The 15,736-nt window shown below is 73.8% G+C and carries 16 protein-coding genes; 6 read left to right on the top strand and 10 right to left on the bottom strand.

What is annotated here, in order from left to right; translation table 11 throughout:
• Positions 1–199 precede the first annotated feature (199 nt).
• Complete coding sequence (gene thiD / locus EV378_RS20090) at positions 200–1,051, bottom strand: bifunctional hydroxymethylpyrimidine kinase/phosphomethylpyrimidine kinase (protein WP_132428596.1); 852 nt, start codon at positions 1,049–1,051, stop codon at positions 200–202.
• Positions 1,052–1,236: 185 nt separating this feature from the next.
• Here thiD and EV378_RS20085 point away from each other — a divergent pair, with 185 nt between their 5' ends.
• Positions 1,237–1,851 (top strand): Uma2 family endonuclease, encoded by a 615-nt coding sequence (locus EV378_RS20085; protein WP_132428594.1) that lies wholly within the window; start codon positions 1,237–1,239, stop codon positions 1,849–1,851.
• On the opposite strand, the gene thiC is transcribed toward EV378_RS20085, so the two are convergent.
• On the bottom strand, positions 1,848–3,476 hold the full coding sequence (thiC, locus tag EV378_RS20080; protein WP_132428592.1) for a phosphomethylpyrimidine synthase ThiC: 1,629 nt from the start codon (positions 3,474–3,476) through the stop codon (positions 1,848–1,850). The two genes, EV378_RS20085 and thiC, sit on opposite strands and share 4 nt — an antisense overlap.
• A 215-nt stretch (positions 3,477–3,691) precedes the next feature.
• Between thiC and EV378_RS20075 the strand changes: the two genes are divergently transcribed.
• The gene (locus EV378_RS20075) at positions 3,692–4,120 is read left to right on the top strand and encodes a nitroreductase family deazaflavin-dependent oxidoreductase (protein ID WP_132428590.1); all 429 of its coding nucleotides are present in this window, start codon (positions 3,692–3,694) and stop codon (positions 4,118–4,120) included.
• Positions 4,121–4,240: 120 nt separating this feature from the next.
• Here the strand turns inward: EV378_RS20075 and EV378_RS20070 are convergent, their stop codons facing one another.
• From EV378_RS20070 to EV378_RS35415, 3 genes are read right to left on the bottom strand one after another with little or no spacing between them, the layout of a single operon-like run.
• Positions 4,241–6,244 carry an FtsX-like permease family protein gene (locus EV378_RS20070; RefSeq protein ID WP_132428588.1) on the bottom strand — a complete coding sequence of 668 codons (2,004 nt, stop codon included), beginning with the start codon at positions 6,242–6,244 and terminating at the stop codon, positions 4,241–4,243.
• Positions 6,241–6,930, bottom strand: a complete 690-nt coding sequence (locus EV378_RS20065; RefSeq protein WP_132428586.1) for an ABC transporter ATP-binding protein — start codon at positions 6,928–6,930, stop codon at positions 6,241–6,243. Before EV378_RS20065 ends, EV378_RS20070 begins: the two co-directional genes overlap by 4 nt.
• Positions 6,927–7,076 (bottom strand): hypothetical protein, encoded by a 150-nt coding sequence (locus tag EV378_RS35415; protein ID WP_165922402.1) that lies wholly within the window; start codon positions 7,074–7,076, stop codon positions 6,927–6,929. The genes EV378_RS20065 and EV378_RS35415 overlap by 4 nt, the downstream gene beginning before the upstream one ends.
• A gap of 121 nt (positions 7,077–7,197) precedes the next feature.
• Here EV378_RS35415 and EV378_RS20060 point away from each other — a divergent pair, with 121 nt between their 5' ends.
• Both EV378_RS20060 and EV378_RS20055 read left to right on the top strand, forming a co-directional pair.
• A complete protein-coding gene (locus EV378_RS20060; RefSeq protein WP_132428584.1) occupies positions 7,198–8,364 on the top strand; it encodes a sensor histidine kinase in 1,167 nt (388 codons plus the stop codon).
• The gene (locus EV378_RS20055) at positions 8,361–8,999 is read left to right on the top strand and encodes a response regulator (protein ID WP_132428582.1); all 639 of its coding nucleotides are present in this window, start codon (positions 8,361–8,363) and stop codon (positions 8,997–8,999) included. Before EV378_RS20060 ends, EV378_RS20055 begins: the two co-directional genes overlap by 4 nt.
• Here EV378_RS20055 and EV378_RS20050 read toward each other — a convergent pair.
• Together EV378_RS20050 and EV378_RS20045 are read right to left on the bottom strand one after the other, a co-directional pair.
• Entirely contained in the window at positions 8,996–9,187 is a 192-nt protein-coding gene (locus EV378_RS20050) for a hypothetical protein (protein WP_132428580.1), read from the bottom strand. The genes EV378_RS20055 and EV378_RS20050 overlap by 4 nt on opposite strands.
• 101 nt (positions 9,188–9,288) lie before the next feature.
• A complete protein-coding gene (locus EV378_RS20045; RefSeq protein ID WP_132428578.1) occupies positions 9,289–9,870 on the bottom strand; it encodes a peptide deformylase in 582 nt (193 codons plus the stop codon).
• 173 nt (positions 9,871–10,043) lie between these two features.
• Between EV378_RS20045 and EV378_RS20040 the strand changes: the two genes are divergently transcribed.
• Together EV378_RS20040 and EV378_RS20035 are read left to right on the top strand one after the other, a co-directional pair.
• Positions 10,044–10,361, top strand: coding sequence for a nucleoid-associated protein NapA (locus tag EV378_RS20040; RefSeq protein ID WP_132428576.1), 318 nt, complete (start codon positions 10,044–10,046; stop codon positions 10,359–10,361).
• 36 nt (positions 10,362–10,397) lie between these two features.
• Entirely contained in the window at positions 10,398–11,096 is a 699-nt protein-coding gene (locus EV378_RS20035; RefSeq protein WP_132428574.1) for a LytR C-terminal domain-containing protein, read from the top strand.
• 418 nt (positions 11,097–11,514) lie between these two features.
• Here the strand turns inward: EV378_RS20035 and EV378_RS20030 are convergent, their stop codons facing one another.
• From EV378_RS20030 to EV378_RS20020, 3 genes are read right to left on the bottom strand one after another with little or no spacing between them, the layout of a single operon-like run.
• Complete coding sequence (locus EV378_RS20030; protein ID WP_132428572.1) at positions 11,515–13,782, bottom strand: AAA family ATPase; 2,268 nt, start codon at positions 13,780–13,782, stop codon at positions 11,515–11,517.
• 42 nt (positions 13,783–13,824) lie between these two features.
• The gene (gene pssA / locus EV378_RS20025) at positions 13,825–14,835 is read right to left on the bottom strand and encodes a CDP-diacylglycerol--serine O-phosphatidyltransferase (protein ID WP_132428570.1); all 1,011 of its coding nucleotides are present in this window, start codon (positions 14,833–14,835) and stop codon (positions 13,825–13,827) included.
• Positions 14,836–14,852: 17 nt separating this feature from the next.
• Positions 14,853–15,569, bottom strand: a complete 717-nt coding sequence (locus EV378_RS20020; protein WP_132428568.1) for a phosphatidylserine decarboxylase — start codon at positions 15,567–15,569, stop codon at positions 14,853–14,855.
• Positions 15,570–15,736 lie beyond the last annotated feature (167 nt).

The raw sequence follows: 15,736 nt of genomic DNA, 5'->3' as shown, positions 1-15,736 counted from the left end.
AACGGCAACCGCTTGACGCGTCACCGACGTCACGCGAACGGCCGAAACCCGACATGACGACGAGGACGCCGCTGCGGGACAGCTCGTCGGCCACCACGCGGGTGACGGCGTTCATCGCGTCGCGCACGACGTCCGGGTCGGCCGCAGCTCGTCCGTCGTCTCCTCCGCGGACCCGACGTGTCCGCGGACGGCGAGCCGTCTAGGCCTCCTCCCACCACGAACGGGTCGCCCACAGTGGAGAGACCGGGCCGTGGCCCGCGCCGAGCGGGTAGGAGTGCCGGACGCACTCGACGACGAAGCGCTTCCCGAAGCGGACGGCATCCGGGACGTCCAGCCCGCGGGCCAGCCCGGACGCGACGGCGGCGGCCAGCGTGTCGCCGCCGCCGTGCGTGTTGCCGGTCGCGAACCGGGGGCCGGGCAGCTCCAGGAAGTCCGCGCCGTCGTAGAGAAGGTCGAGGCAGCCGTCCTCGTCCTCGGCGAGGTGCCCGCCCTTGACCAGGACGTACCGGGGCCCGAGCGCGTGCAGGGCCTTCGCCGCGGCGTACTGGCCGTCGCGGTCGTGCACGTCGGTCTCGACGAGCAGACGCACCTCGTCCAGGTTCGGCGTGACCAGCGTGGCGCGCGGGAACAGGTCGTCGCGATAGGCGTCCAGTGCCTCGCCCGCCAGCAGCGGGTCGCCGTGCATCGACGCAGCCACCGGGTCGACGACGAGTGGTGCCTGCTCGCCCGCCCCGATCCCGTGTTCGTCGCAGGCGGCCGTGACCGCCTCGATGATCTCGCGGTTGGCCAGCATCCCGGTCTTCGCGGCCTGCACGCCGATGTCGTCGGCGACGACGCCGATCTGTCCGGCGATCGTCTCCGCCGGGATCGTGTGCACGCCGGTGACACCGACCGTGTTCTGCACGGTCACCGCGCACACCGCCAGGCATCCGTGCACGCCGCAGGCGGCGAACGCGCGCAGGTCGGCGGGGATGCCGGCGCCACCGCCGGAGTCGGTGCCGGCGATCGTGATCACCCGGGGCGGGGTGGTCCCCACGGTCGGTTCGGGCATGCTCGTTCCTCCCTGGCCGGCATTACCCGGCCGGTACCGCGGTCGGCGGCGGACGGCCACCCTCTCAGCCCGCCGAGGTGCGAGCTCCCGCTCCGGTCGTGTCCGTTCACGACGGTAACGCGCCACGACGAAGCGCCGGGAACTGTCGGGGGTGCGTGCGACACTGCATGTCAAGGAGGTCACCCATGTCCGCCGAGCCCGTCCGCTCCGCATCCGGCATCTTCTCGACGCGGCCGGTCCCACCTCCCCATCCACTCACGGTCGCCGAGTACCTGGACGTCGGCGAAGCCGAACCGGGACGCACCGAGCTCGCAGAAGGTCAGCTACTGATGTCGTCCGGCCCCGTGCCCGATCACATCCACGCGGGCATGGAGATCGCCTACCAGCTCCGCGGGCAGGTCCCGCCGGAGTGGGAGGCGCTGACCGAACCGGACATCGACCTCCAGCTCGCGCCGCCGGACGCCCCCGGAACGGTCCGCCGGGCCGATGTCGTGGTCGTGACCCGCGAGGCCCGGCGACGCGTGCGAGCGGAACGTGGGTTCATCCGGGCAAGCGAGGTGGTGGTCGCCGTCGAGGTGCTCTCCCCCGGCTCGGTCCGGACGGACCACGTCGTGAAACGCAGCGAGTACGCCGACGCCGGGATCCCGCACTACTGGATCGTCGACCTGTCCGAGCCGGTGTCTCTGCTCGCCTGCCACCTCGCCGGCGAGTTCGGCTACGCCGACGGTGGTGTGGTGACCGGGACCTACTCGGCCACCACACCGTTCCCCGTCGCGCTGGATCTGGACGCCCTGCTCTAGGAGCCGCTGATCGGCAGGTCGACCCGCCCGCCCTCGTCGCGGAACTCGCCGGACTTCTCGGCCATGCCGGCCTCGATCGCCTCGACGCTGGTCAGCCCGTTCGCCTCGGCGTAGTCCCGGACGTCCTGGGTGATCTTCATCGAGCAGAACCGCGGCCCGCACATCGAGCAGAAGTGCGCCGTCTTCGCCGGTTCCGCGGGCAGCGTCTCGTCGTGGAACGCCTGCGCCGTGTCCGGGTCGAGTGAGAGCGCGAACTGGTCGCGCCAGCGGAACTCGAAGCGCGCCTGGCTGAGCGCGTCGTCGCGCTTCTGCGCGTGCGGGTGGCCCTTGGCCAGGTCGGCGGCGTGTGCGGCGATCTTGTACGTGATCACGCCGGTCTTCACGTCGTCGCGGTTCGGCAGGCCGAGGTGTTCCTTGGGCGTGACGTAGCAGAGCATCGCCGTGCCCGCCTCGGCGATCCGGGCGGCGCCGATGCCGGACGTGATGTGGTCGTACCCGGGCGCGATGTCCGTGGTGAGCGGGCCGAGCGTGTAGAACGGCGCCTCGTCGCACCACTGCTCCTCGAGCCGCACGTTCTCGACGATCTTGTCCATCGGCACGTGGCCAGGACCCTCGATCATCACCTGGACGTCGTGCGCCCTCGCGATCCGGGTGAGCTCGCCGAGCGTCTCCAGCTCGGCGAGCTGCGCGGTGTCGTTGGCGTCGGAGATCGAGCCGGGGCGCAGGCCGTCGCCGAGGGAGAACGTGACGTCGTAGCGGCGCAGGATCTCGCACAGCTCGGAGAAGTGCGTGTAGAGGAACGACTCCGCGTGGTGCGCCAGGCACCACGCGGCCATGATCGACCCGCCGCGGGACACGATCCCGGTGAGCCGCTTCGCGGTCAGCGGCACGTACCGCAGCAGCACGCCGGCGTGCACGGTCATGTAGTCGACGCCCTGCTCGCACTGCTCGATCACGGTGTCCCGGTACAGCTCCCAGGACAGCTCGGCCGGGTCCGAGCCGACCTTCTCCAGAGCCTGGTAGATCGGCACCGTCCCGATCGGGACCGGCGAGTTGCGCAGGATCCGCTCCCGCGTCCCGTGGATGTTCCGGCCGGTGGACAGGTCCATCACGGTGTCGGCACCCCAGCGGATCGCCCACACCATCTTGTCCACCTCCTCCTCGACCGAGGACGTCACGGCGGAGTTGCCGATGTTCGCGTTGACCTTCGTCAGGAACCGCTTGCCGATGATCATCGGCTCGGACTCCGGATGGTTGACGTTGACCGGGATCACCGCACGGCCCCGCGCGACCTCGTCGCGCACCAGCTCGGCGGCGCAGCCCTCCCGGACGGCGACGAACCGCATCTCCGGTGTGATCTCGCCGGCCTTCGCACTGGCGAGCTGCGTGACATGCTCCCTCCGGTCCCCGGCCCACCCGGCGCGCAACGCGGGGAGTCCTGCCCGCAGGTCGATCCGCGCGTCGTCGTCGGTGTAGGGGCCGGAGGTGTCGTACACGTCGTGGTGCTCACCGTTGGAGAGCGCGATCCGGCGGATCGGGACGCGGATCCCGTCCGGACCGTCCACATGGGCCTTCGACGAGCCGTGGATCGCTCCGGTGGTGACCTGTTCGAACGACGTCGACATACGACGGACCTCCCTACGCCGGAATTACCCGGTCAGGTTCGGCGGTCGGCGACCGGACGGATCGCCCTCTCAGCCCCGCGCGACGGAGCTCCCGCGTGTCTGTGTTCAGATGTGCGGCCACGACCCTAGGTGGTCCGTCGCAGGTCGTGGACCGCCCGGCGGGTGATCACTCGGATGCACGGATTAGATCGCCCGTGTGGTGGGTTCCCCCGGGTATGACACAGGCCGAACTGAGCCCGACCGACTGGGTGCGCGAGCAGACCGAGAAGATCCTCGAGCAGGGGACGACCGACGGCGTCACCGTGCTGGACCGCCCGATCGTGCTGATCACGACGACCGGCGCGAAGTCCGGCAAGCAGCGCTACGTACCGGTCATGCGGGTCGAGCACGACGGCGCCTACGCCATGATCGCGTCGAAGGGCGGCACCCCGGAGCACCCCGCCTGGTACCACAACGTCGTCGCGAACCCGACCGTCACGCTGCAGGACGGCACCGAGACCGGCACCTACGTCGCCCGCGAGGTCACCGGTACCGAGCGCGAGCAGTGGTGGGACCTCTCCGTCGAGGCCTACCCGCCCTACGCCGACTACCAGAAGAAGACCGACCGCGTGATCCCCGTGTTCGTGCTGGAGCCGAAGAGCTGATCCCGGCGCCGGCCGTCGACCGGCCAGTGTTTCGTGATCGGCAGGCGCGTCCTGTCCGAGGCCGTCTCCCGCCCCGATCGGGACCCGACTGCCGATCATGGTCGCGGGGCGCGGCCGCGATCAGCGGTCGCGCTCCCGGCCCGGTTCGGTGGCCGACGCGAGTAGAGGGCGGCTCGCCGCCGTCGCACCCAGCACGCTGAGCGTCCCCACGACGAGGAGCGAGCCGAACACGACGAGCCCGCCGGTGCCCGTCGCACCGACCGCGGATGCGAACGGCGAGGCGCACAACAACCCCAGTACGAGCGCGATCGCCCCGTTCGCGACGAGCGGCGTGAGCGTCTCCGCCCGGCGTGCCCTGTCCAGAACGGACAGCGGCGTCCCGGCCAGTCGTTGCAGCCGCAGCACGTGGCGGTGGTCCAGCACGCGGGCCGCGGACGTGGTCCCGGACGCCGTCGCGGCCAGCAGGAACGTCGCGACCAGCACGACCGTCGCACCCCGCCCGAGGTCCCCCGCGAACGTCGCGCCCTGACGGTCGACGTCGGCCGGGGTCAGCGCGAGGGTGCCCGGCACCGCCCGGTCGAGCAGGGTGCGGACGCGGTCGAGGTCGTCGCGCGGGACCTGCACCGACAACGTCGAGAAACTCGACAGGGCCGTACCACCGTCGCCGTCACCCGGCACGACGGCGCTGTCGTCCTCCCCCGGATCCGCGCGGACGGACAGCACCGCACCGGGTCCGAGATGCGGTCGGACAGCGGCGGCCACCGCAGAAGCCCGCGCGGTGGGAACCGCGACGACGACGCGGTCGTCCGGCGCGCCACCGGCACTCGCGATCGCCGCGGTCAGCGGAGCCAGGAACGCCGCCACGAACACGGCCAGCGTCAGGCCGGCGACCGGGCGGAACGCCCCGCGCGGATCGTCGAGCAACCGCCTGCCGGCCAGCAACCGGTGCGGCGACGAGGCACGCCGGGCCGTCACCGCCCCGACCGCACGCACGACGAGCGGGCCGATCAGGCAGACGGCGCCGAACAGCGCGAGCACGCCGGTCGCGAACACGGCACCCGCGACCGCGACGGCCGTACCGTGCACCGCGACGCTCACGACGCCGAACACGACCAGGGCCCCGACGAGCCCGAGCACCCGGATCGCCCGCACGCCCTGAGCCCCGGACCGGCGCACGACGCCCAGCGGGCCGACCGTGACCCGTCGCAGTCCGCCAACCGCCGAGAGCGTGGCGAGCACCGTGACTCCCGCGAACACCCCGAGCAGGACGAGCGGCGACGGACGGACGTCGTCGGTGAACCAGCCACCACCGGCGAGCGGGATCGTGGCCAGCGCAGGCGCCGCGGCCCATTCCAGGGCCACGCCGGCCGCCGCACCGATGGCCGACGCGGCGGTCACCTCGGTCACCGCGACGACCGTGATCCGCGACGTCGACGCCCCCAGCAGCCGCATCGTGGCCAGTCGTTCCCGGCGCCGCGTCGCGGACAGCCGGGCGGACGCGCCGACCAGGCCCGCGGCCGGGAACAGCACGAGCGCGGCCGCGACGATCGTCAGCTGGCGGTAGATCTCGAGCTGCTGGTCGGTCGGGGCTGGCCGGTCGAACCCGGCCACCGGCACGACGTCCGACGAGCCCGGCGCGACGAGCACCGGGTCTTCCGCCGGGCGCCCGACGACGGCCACCAGCTCGTCGGGATCCTGCAGCGCACCGTCGCCGAGGACGCCGGTGACCGCGCCGGGGTACCGGTCGGCGAGCTGTTCCGGCGGCAGCGACGCGACGAGCCGGTTCATCGCGGGCGACACCCAGACCTCGCCGGGCGCCGGCATCCGTGGCAGGCCGGGCGGGGGCGCCGCGCCCGGCCGGGGGTCGACGAGGTTCACCTCGGTGATCGACCGCCCGGCCACCGCGTCGGTGCGGGTGCGCAGCTGCGCGACGGCCGATCCGTCGGACGCCGATGCGGGCGCGCGCCACGCGGTGCGGGACTCGCGCTCGTCGAGCCCGTGCAGGGCGCCGAGCGCCACGCACAGCAGCCCGGTCGCGACGGCGACACCACCCGCGACCAGCCCGGCGGAGATCCACGCCGGACGCCCGCCGAGGCGCAGCAGCCGCAGCGCCAGTCCGATCACGAAGCTTCCTGTGTGGACAGTGCCCCGGCGACGACCCGACCGTCGCGCAGGGAGACCGTGTGGTGGCACCGGGCCGCGACGTCCGCGTCGTGCGTGACCACGACGAGTCCGGCGCCGGTGTCCACGGCCAGCCCGGTGAGCAGGTCCATCACCTGCCCGCCCGCCACCGAGTCCAGCGCGCCCGTCGGCTCGTCGGCGAACACGACGGCAGGCCCCGCCACGAGCGCACGGGCGATCGCCACCCGCTGCTCCTGCCCACCGGAGAGCTGGCCGGGGCGGCGGTCCTGCAGCCCGTCGATGCCCAGCGGCCCGAACCAGTCCGCGGCCCGCCGGAGCGCGACTCCCCGGCGCGCTCCGGCCAGCATCAGCGGCAGTGCGACGTTCTCCACCGCTGGCAGCTCCGGCAGCAACTGTCCGAACTGGAACACGAAGCCGATCCGGTCCCGTCGCAGCGCCGTCCGCCTCGACTCGGAGAGCCGGTCGACCCGCTCGCCGTCCAGCCAGACCTCGCCCTCGTCCGGCACGACGATCCCGGCCAGGCAGTGCAGCAACGTCGACTTGCCGGACCCGGACGGCCCGGTCACGGCGACCGTGTCCCCCGGCGCGACGTCGATGTCGACGCGGTCCAGCACCGTCGTCACCCCGTAACGCTTGCCGAGCCCGCGCCCGGACAGGACGGCGGTCACCGGCACTTTCCGTCCACACGCGACTGTGCGAACGACTCCAGCAGCGGCAGGGCCGCCATCGCTCCCAGCACCCCCAGGCCGATCACCCACACCGTCCAGGACGCGAGCGTGCCCAACACCGTCGCGATCCGTTCGATCTCGTCCATGCCTCGGAACGCTGCCGGTCGGACACCGTCCGGCGCCTCGGACCACGGGTGGATTCTCCGCACGCCCGCCTCGTCCCTTCGACCGAGGCGGTCCGCCAGCCCACGGCACTAGCCTGGCCAGGTGTGGCGTGGAGAGGAGCGGCCCCTGGACCGGCTGCTGCGCCTGATCCGGACGCCCGTCGAGGTCCTCGCGTACCTGTTCTGGCTGGTCGTGGACGTCGTCTTCGGGGCGTACGACCCGCCGCTCACCGCCGGTCAGCCGATCGTCGGGGCACTCGTCGCCGGTCTCGTGCTCCTGCGCGGACGGATCGGCCGGGCACGGACGGCCGTGATCACCTACGCGGTGTCGGTCGGGTTCACGATCGTCTCGGTCCCGTTCGGTGCCCCGTCGCTCGTGTTCGCCGAGCAGCTGGCGCTGGCCGTCGTGACGATCTCCGCGGTGCGCCTGGCCGGCCGGCGGGAGGCGCTGTGGCTGTCCCTCGGGGCGGGCGTCGCGATCGTCGCCTCGCCGCTGGTCCGGCCGGAGATCGGGCAGACCGGGACGGCGTTCGTCGCGCTGTCGGTGATGGGCTGGATCGGGACGGTCGCGATCGGGCTGGCGCTGCGCGAGACGCGGTCCCGGCGGCTCGCCGAGCTCGCCGACGCCCGCTCCGCCGAGCGGATGGAGCTCGCCCGCGAGCTGCACGACGTCATCGCGCACCACGTGACCGGCATCGTCGTCGCCGCGCAGGCGGCGGGCGTCGTCGCGCGCACCCGTCCCGAGGAGGTGGGACGCGCGTTGGAGTCGATCGAGCACGCCGGGACGGACGCGCTCGGCGCGATGCGCAGCATGGTCGGGGTGCTGCGCGGCCAGCAGGATCCGGACGCGGCCCGGACGCCCGGACCGGATCTCGGTGAGGTCGACGAGCTCGTCCGCCGTTTCGACGACGGCCGGGGCGCGGTCACGCTGCGCTCGGACCCCGGGCTGACGCACGCCGTGCTGCCCGCGGGCGTCGCGGCCAGCGGCTACCGGATCGTGCAGGAGGCGCTGACCAACGTGCGCAGGCACGCGCCCAGGGCGGCGTCGGTGGAGGTCGACCTGCGGATGACCGGGGACGCTCTGCTCGTCGTGGTGCGCAACGACGGCGTGGAGCAGCGCAAGGAGCCGGTGATCGTCCGCGGTGGGTTCGGGCTGGCCGGGATGGCGGAGCGGGTGGCCGCCCTCGGCGGGGAGCTCCGGGCCGGCCCGGACGGTCCGCACCTGTGGACGGTCAGCGCACGGCTGCCGGTCCGGGAGGGCACGTCATGACCATCACCGTAGCGCTCGCCGACGACCAGGAGATGGTGCGCACCGGGTTCCGGCTGATCCTCGGCAACGAGCCGGACATCGAGGTGGTCGCCGAGTCGGGCACCGGGACCGACGTCGTCGCGCGCTCCCGGGAGCTGCGCCCGGACGTCGTGCTCATGGACATCCGGATGCCCGGGATGGACGGTCTGAAGGCGACCCGGGCGCTGATGGCCGCCCCGGAGCCTCCGCGGGTCGTCATGGTGACCACGTTCGACCACGACGAGTACGTCTACGACGCGCTGCGCTCCGGCGCCTGCGGGTTCCTGCTCAAGGACGCGGGGCCGCGGTTGCTGGTCGAGGCCGTCCGGGCCGCGGCGGCCGGGGACGCGCTGGTCTCCCCGTCGATCACGGTGCGGCTGCTCGAACGGCTGACCTCGCCACGGCGCGTCGCACCGGGTGCCGACCCGTTGTCCGCGCGCGAGCGCGAGGTCGTGCGGGCGGTGGCCAGGGGACGGACGAACGGCGAGATCGCGGCGGAGCTGTTCGTGTCGCTGTCCACGGTGAAGACGCACCTGACGAACATCCACACGAAGCTCGACGCCAGGAACCGGGTCGAGGTCGCGGCATGGGCCTGGGAGAACGGCCTGGTCGGTTAGCGGGACACCGGGATCCTGAGCACCGCGTCGACCGGCCCGCGCGGCGACGGGATCGCCACCTCCGTGTCCCGTGGACGCCGCGCCGCGCTCTGGGAAGCCCGGTCGTCCCAGAGCGTGAACAACGGCGTCGCGGCCAGCGCGAGCAGGATCAGGATGCCGGGGACGGCGAACAGGATCGTGAGCACCATGGTCTCCACGATCCGCGTCGAACCTGTGCGCCACATCGGACGCAGGTACGGTTCTCCCAGCTCAGGGACTCAGACCGGGGGACTAGGGGAGAACCCCGGAGTCAACCCCGGGGCACGCTCTGGGCGGCCATGGCGGACGGGTCCCACGAGTCCTGCGGGCCGCCCCACGCGTTGCGCTTGAGCATCTTCTTCGCTGCCTTCTGGTTCCGGCCGACGAGCCGGTCCAGGTAGATCGTGCCGTCCAGGTGGTCGACCTCGTGCTGCAGGCAGCGCGCGAAGAAGCCGTGCCCCTCCTCCTCGACCGGCTCGCCGTCCAGATCGGTCCCGGTCACCCGGGCCCAGTCCGCGCGGCCGGTCGCGAAGCTCTCGTCCGGCACGGACAGACAACCCTCCTGGTCGTCGTCGGGGTCCGGCATGGTCTCCGGACGCTGGGACGTCTCCAGCACCGGGTTGACGACGACGCCGCGCCGCATCTCCATGCGCTCGGTGTCCGGGCAGTCGTAGACGAACACGCGCAGGCCCACGCCCACCTGGTTCGCCGCCAGACCGACGCCCTCCGCGGCCGCCATCGTCTCGAACATGTCCGCGACGAGCGTGCGCAACGCGTCGTCGACCTGCTCGACCGGACGCGTCGGCGTGTGCAGAACGGGGTCGCCGACCATGCGGATGGGCAGAACCGTCACCCGGTGATCGTACGGCGAGCCTGCACCGGAACTGTCGGGGTGGCCTGTCAGGATTCATCCCGCGGTGGCGCGTCACACCGGGACTCTGCGCCTGGCCCGTGGTTCAATGGCCGCCGCGAATGACACGTTTGTCATTCACCAACGTTGCCGTCCCCGGCCGCCCGAGGAGCGTGATGGAGTCCGTCGAGACCGCCGGATCCAGATCAGGACGTCCGGGTGCCCACCGCTCGACCACCGTGCGTGAACTGGACCGTCGCGAGCGGGAGATCCTCGCGTTCGAGGGTCAGTGGTGGAAGTACGCGGGGGCCAAGGAACAGGCCATCCGCGAGCTGTTCGACATGTCCGCCACGCGCTACTACCAGGTGCTCAACGCGCTGGTGGACAAGCCGGAGGCGCTCGCGGTGGACCCGCTGCTGGTCAAGCGGCTGCGCCGGCTGCGCTCCAGCCGCCAGCGCACCCGAGCCGCACGTCGTCTGGGTATCGAGCCCTGACGCCATGAGTTGTCACCACCCGTCCCGGAGGTCGCCATGACCGCACCCACGCCCGGCGGCCGCTCGCCGCTCTTCATCGCTGGCGTCGCGCTCGTCGGGGTCGGTGTGCTGTCCGGGGTCGTCGGTCTGATCGGGCTCGGTACCGGTGGCGGGACGTCGCCGGAGGCCTCCGCGTCCCCGCCGCCGTCGTCGGCGCCCGCGGAGCCGGGCACCGGTGCCCCGCCCGGTGACGGGACCACGCCCGGCGCCTCGGGCGCTCCGGGTGCGCCCGGCACCCCTGGTGGGGCGGGTACCTCGCCGCTGACGCCCGGCGCCCCCGGCACCCCGGGTGCCGTCGGTGGTCCGCCCGCGCCCGGAGCGGGTGGTTCCGGCGGTCAGCCCATCACCGACGGCGGCGCCTCGGCAGGCGGCGCGGGCGGCGGTTCCGGCGGTGGGGCGGGTGTCGCGGCGCGGCCCGCCGTGCGGGTCTACAACAACAGCACCGTCAAGGGGCTGGCCGAGAAGGCCGCCGAGGAGTTCCGCGCGAACGGCTGGGCCGTCTCGTCCGTGCAGAACTACCCGCAGGGCGTCATCCCCGCGACGACCGTCTACTACCGGCCGGGCACGGCCGAGAAGACCGCCGCCGACGAGATGGCCCGCAAGTGGGGCATGCGCTCCGAGGCCCGGTTCGCCGGTATCCAGGACGCGACGCCCGGCATCATCGTGATCATCACGAAGGACTTCAAGGCCGCCTGACCGACCTCCGCTCCCCAGCGGCACACACCGAGCCGGTCCCGGACATCCGGGGCCGGCTCGTTGGTGTTCGGGGCGGGGCGGATCGGGTCGCGATCCTGCTCCTGCGACGACCTCGGCGCGGCAACCCTGCCGACCCGTCGACCCGTCGCCACGTCCCGGTGGCGCCGGCGACCGCGGGGACCGATCGGCGCGAGAACGTTCCGCCCGAACGGGCTACGGGATCGAGTGGAACGTTTCCGCGGTTCCGGCGACCGCAACGTTCCGGTGGATGCGCTGAGCCGGTTGAGCGGAACGTTGGCGCGAGATCGGCGTAGGGCGAGGGCCACGGGGCGGCGCTCACCTGTGCGGCCGGGCCCGGCGGGCAGTGCGATCGGGCCGCGGTCGGGCCCCGGTCCCGGGGCCCGGGTCCAGAGCGGGTTCAGAGGGCGGCGCGGCGTTCGGCGTAGGCCTCGAGCTCGGCGACCTGGACGGGGTCGAGGGACGGGCCCACGACGCTGCGCGCGGTGGCCAGGTGGTCGGCGGTCACCTCGGTCGCGTCCAGGGAGCCGCGCATCGCGGTGAGGGCGGCCTCGCGCAACACGGCCGTGCAGTCCGCTGCCGAGTAGCCGTCCATGTCGGCAGCCAGGGCGGGCAGGTCGACGTCGTCGGCCATCGGGATGTTCCGACCGGCCGCCCGCAGGATGTCCTCGCGGGCCTCCGCGTCCGGCGGCGGGACGAACACCAGGCGCTCCAGTCGACCGGGCCGCAGCAGGGCCGGGTCGATCAGCTCCGGCCGGTTCGTCGCGCCGACGACGACGACCTCCCGCAGCGGCGTCGCGCCGTCCAGTTCGGTCAGCAGCGCGGCGACGACGCGGTCGGCGACGCCGGCGTCGCTGGAGCCGCCGCGGCGCGGGGCGAGCGCGTCGACCTCGTCGAGGAACAGCAGCGCCGGCGCGGCCTCCGCGGCCCGTCGGAACAGCTCCCGCACGGCGCGCTCGGACTCGCCGACGTACTTGTCCAGCAGCTCGGCGCCCTTGACCGCGAACACGTTCAGGTTGCCGGTGCCGGCGAGCGCGCGCAGCAGGAACGTCTTGCCGCCACCGGGCGGGCCGTAGAGCAGCACGCCACGCGGGGCCTGCACGCCGAGGCGGGCGAACGAGTCCGGGTAGCGCAGCGGCCAGAGCACGGCCTCGGTGAGCGCCTGCTTCACGTCGACCATGTCACCCACGTCGTCAAGCGTGAGACCGCCACTGCCAAGGGTCCCGCTGTCCGACAACGAGATCGGCCGGACCGATCCGACCGCGTCGAGCAGGTCGCGCTGGTGCACCCGAGGCTCGTCGGATGACGAACCGGACCGCAGCGCGGCCTGGATCGCGGCCTCGCGACGCACGGCCACCAGGTCGGCGACGACGAACCCGGGTGCCCGCCCGGCGACAACGGTGAGGTCGACGTCGTCGGCACACGGCACGTCGCGCAGCAGCTGCTCGAGCAGCTCCCGCCGGGTCGCCGCGTCCGGGAGCGACGCGGTCAGCTCGCGGTCGACGAGGTCCGGCGTGCGCAGGCGCGGGTCCACACCCTCCGGCTCCGACGTGGTCGCGACGAGCGTGGGCCCGCCGGGGGCGGTCGCTGCCCGCAGCTCGTCCAGCACGAGCGTGGCCAGCGGCGGAGGGGACGCGGCGGGCAGGAGCGCGTGCACGTCGTTGACCAGCAGCACCGACGGGCCGTCGCCGGGCCGGGCGCGGTCCAGCACGTCGCGGACCCGGGTCGCGGCGGCGGCCGGCTCCAGCGCGGCGACCGCCGGACCGACCAGCTCCACGACCCGCGCCCCGACGGCGGCCGCGGCACTGCGCACGAGCGTCGCCTTCCCGACCCCCTCCGGCCCGGACAGCAGCACACCCAGACGCGGGCTGCCACCGAGCCGGGACAACAGCTCCGGACGGCTGATCGTCAGGTCCAGCCACTCGACCAGGCGCTTCGCGGCCGCGACGTTGCCGGTCAGCGACTCGATCGGCAGGACCGGTTCCTCCGCAGCCGGCAGGTCCGGCGACGGCGCGGACGCGGCAGGTGCCGAGGTGGGGGTGGCCGACACGGAGGCGCGGGGCGAGGCGGCGGGCACCGGCGCGTCGTCCCCGGTGCTCGGCCCGTCCCGCCAGCCGACGACCGTCGACGGCACCACGGCGACCGGCGTCCCGTCCGGCTCCGCCCCGGCGACCGTCAGCAGCTCGCTCGTCCAGCCGCCGGGGATCGCGGCGGCGAGTGCGCGACGGGCGGAGTGCACGTCGGCACCGGGCGGCGGCGCGATGTCCTGCGGCAGCAGCGACACGGCGTCCCCGGGGGCCAGCACCTTGCCCATCAGCGCGAGCCGCATCGTCTCCGGGCGGACGGCGGTCGCGGCCCGGCGGGTCCCGGACAGCGTCAGCCGCCGCGCGGGCGTCACCTCGGCCCGGGACACGACGATCTCGGCGCCGTCGGTGAGGCCGGCGTTGGACAGCGTGACGTCGTCCAGTCGTGCCTGGCCGGGCACGGCGTCCGGCCCGGCCGCGACGACGAGCGCCGCCGTCACCCGGGACCCGGTGAGCTGCACGGCGTCCCAGGACCGCAGGCCCAGCGCGTCGAGGACCTCCGGGTGCAGACGGACGACCCCGCGCCGGGAGTCGGCGGCCGAGGAGGCGAGACGGGCGACCAGGGTCAGCGACGGATCCGGCACGCCGGAACCGTATCCGGCGTGTCCCCCGTGGCGGACACCGTGTCAGCGACGCCGCAGGTTCAGTCGCCTGCGGCTGCCGCGCGGGCTGATCTGCCCCTGCGACGAGATCTGCCCGGGTGCCCGCGACCGGCCGTTCGCCGTGCCACCGCGGAGGTCGTCGTCCGGCCCGAGCCGTCGTCGCACACCGCGTGCCATGGCACCCGCGCGGCCGGCCACCCGTCGTCGCAGCGGGGGGCGCAGGCCGAGCCGGCGCGTCGAGCGCGCCGCCCGCGCCACCGCGCGCCGCTGGCGGACCGGGACGTCCCACGCCTCCGGGTGCCGCGACAGCCAGCGGTAGCGGTAGACCGTGTACGGGATCAGGGCCAGGTAGGCGAGCGCGGCGATCGTGATGCCGAGGAACGGCACGGTGAACAGCGCCGCCGCGATCACCCCGACGGCCACCAGCAGCGGTGCGATCGCCCGGCGGGACACCCGCACGGTCTTCACCGACACGGTCGGCAGCCTCGAGACCATCAGCCCGCCGGTGACCAGCGCCCACGCGCCGACCACCCACACCGACGACCACCAGCCCCCGCCGAAGTGCAGCCAGAGGTAGAGCGGGATGCCCGCGGTCATCGCGGCCGCGGGCGCCGGGACGCCGACGAAGAACTCGCGGGCGAACGGGGGCGACGAGTCGTCGTCGATGAGCGTGTTGAACCGGGCCAGCCGCAGCGCCATGCACACGGTGAACACCAGCGCCACGACCCAGCCCGCTCTGGTGTCCTGCAGCGCCCAGATGTAGATCACCAGAGCGGGCGCGACGCCGAACGACACGAGGTCGGCCAGCGAGTCGAGCTCCGCTCCGATCCGGCTGGACGCGTCCAGCAGCCGGGCCAGCCCGCCGTCCAGCGCGTCGCAGAGCGCCGCCGCCGCCACCGCGCCGATGGCGAGCGTGAAGCGCCCACCGAGCGCGAAGTAGACGGCGGACAGGCCTGCGCACAGGTTGAGGACGGTGACCGCGTTCGGCAGCAGCCGCACCCCGGCCGGATAGCCACCCTCCGGAGGTCTCGGCATCCGCGGGGTCCTCGGCGTCACGCGCCCCGCCGCGGGATCTCGGCCAGCACGGTCTCGGCCCCGACGCTGCGCTGGCCGGGAGTCACCAGCGCCCGCGCGTCCGGCGGCAGGTAGGTGTCGACGCGGGAGCCGAAGCGGATCAGGCCGAACCGCTCGCCCGCCGCGACCTCGTCGCCGGGCGCCAGGTCGCAGACGATCCGGCGGGCGAGCAGCCCGGCGATCTGGACGACGCCGACGCGCGATCCGTCCGCGGCTTCGAACGTGACGGCGTTGCGCTCGTTGTCCTCGCTGGCCTTGTCCAGGTCCGCGGACAGGAACGCCCCCGGCCGGTACTCGACGTGCCGGACGCGCCCGTGCACCGGCGTCCACTGGACGTGCACGTCCAGGAGCGAGAGGAACACGCCGACCCGGACGACCGGACGTCGTTCCATGTCCAGCTCGTCCGGCGGGACGGCCTCACCCACGGTCGCGACGGTGCCGTCCGCCGGGGCGACGACGACGTCCGCGCGTGTCGGCGGTGTGCGGTGCGGTGAGCGGAAGAACGCGGCGACGGCGGCCGTGGCCAGCAGGCCGGCACCGGTGCCCCGCCCGCTCAGCAGCCGCAGCCCGGCCGCGGCGACACCGACCCCGGCGACGATCGGACGCCCGCCGGGATGCATCGGCGGTACGGCGTCCCGGACCAGACGGGCGATGTGGGAGGGCGAGGTCGGCGAGGTCCCGGTCGACTCGGGCATGGGCTGGTGTCGGCTCCTCCGCGCCGGTCCGGCGAACCGATCTGCCCCGGTCGGCGCTGCGCTGCGTGCGGCAGGCCCGGGATCTCCGACGGGTCACCGGCCGCTCGTGGACTGTCGTCGTTACGCTACGCGGACGCCCCGGGAGCCAGGCCGGGGGTACCGGTGAT

Source organism: Pseudonocardia endophytica, assembly GCF_004339565.1.
Taxonomy (GTDB): domain Bacteria; phylum Actinomycetota; class Actinomycetes; order Mycobacteriales; family Pseudonocardiaceae; genus Pseudonocardia; species Pseudonocardia endophytica.
This window is presented reverse-complemented; position numbering and strand designations above follow the sequence as displayed.

What these genes read in the sequence shown, in the direction of transcription:
- EV378_RS35415 (WP_165922402.1), bottom strand. Translation starts at nt 7,076, where the DNA reads ATGGACGAGATCGAACGGATCGCGACGGTGTTGGGCACGCTCGCGTCC.
- pssA (WP_132428570.1), bottom strand. Translation starts at nt 14,835, where the DNA reads ATGCCGAGACCTCCGGAGGGTGGCTATCCGGCCGGGGTGCGGCTGCTG.
- EV378_RS20050 (WP_132428580.1), bottom strand. Translation starts at nt 9,187, where the DNA reads ATGGTGCTCACGATCCTGTTCGCCGTCCCCGGCATCCTGATCCTGCTC.
- EV378_RS20075 (WP_132428590.1), top strand. Translation starts at nt 3,692, where the DNA reads ATGACACAGGCCGAACTGAGCCCGACCGACTGGGTGCGCGAGCAGACC.
- thiD (WP_132428596.1), bottom strand. Translation starts at nt 1,051, where the DNA reads ATGCCCGAACCGACCGTGGGGACCACCCCGCCCCGGGTGATCACGATC.
- EV378_RS20055 (WP_132428582.1), top strand. Translation starts at nt 8,361, where the DNA reads ATGACCATCACCGTAGCGCTCGCCGACGACCAGGAGATGGTGCGCACC.
- thiC (WP_132428592.1), bottom strand. Translation starts at nt 3,476, where the DNA reads ATGTCGACGTCGTTCGAACAGGTCACCACCGGAGCGATCCACGGCTCG.
- EV378_RS20040 (WP_132428576.1), top strand. Translation starts at nt 10,044, where the DNA reads ATGGAGTCCGTCGAGACCGCCGGATCCAGATCAGGACGTCCGGGTGCC.
- EV378_RS20035 (WP_132428574.1), top strand. Translation starts at nt 10,398, where the DNA reads ATGACCGCACCCACGCCCGGCGGCCGCTCGCCGCTCTTCATCGCTGGC.
- EV378_RS20020 (WP_132428568.1), bottom strand. Translation starts at nt 15,569, where the DNA reads ATGCCCGAGTCGACCGGGACCTCGCCGACCTCGCCCTCCCACATCGCC.
- EV378_RS20085 (WP_132428594.1), top strand. Translation starts at nt 1,237, where the DNA reads ATGTCCGCCGAGCCCGTCCGCTCCGCATCCGGCATCTTCTCGACGCGG.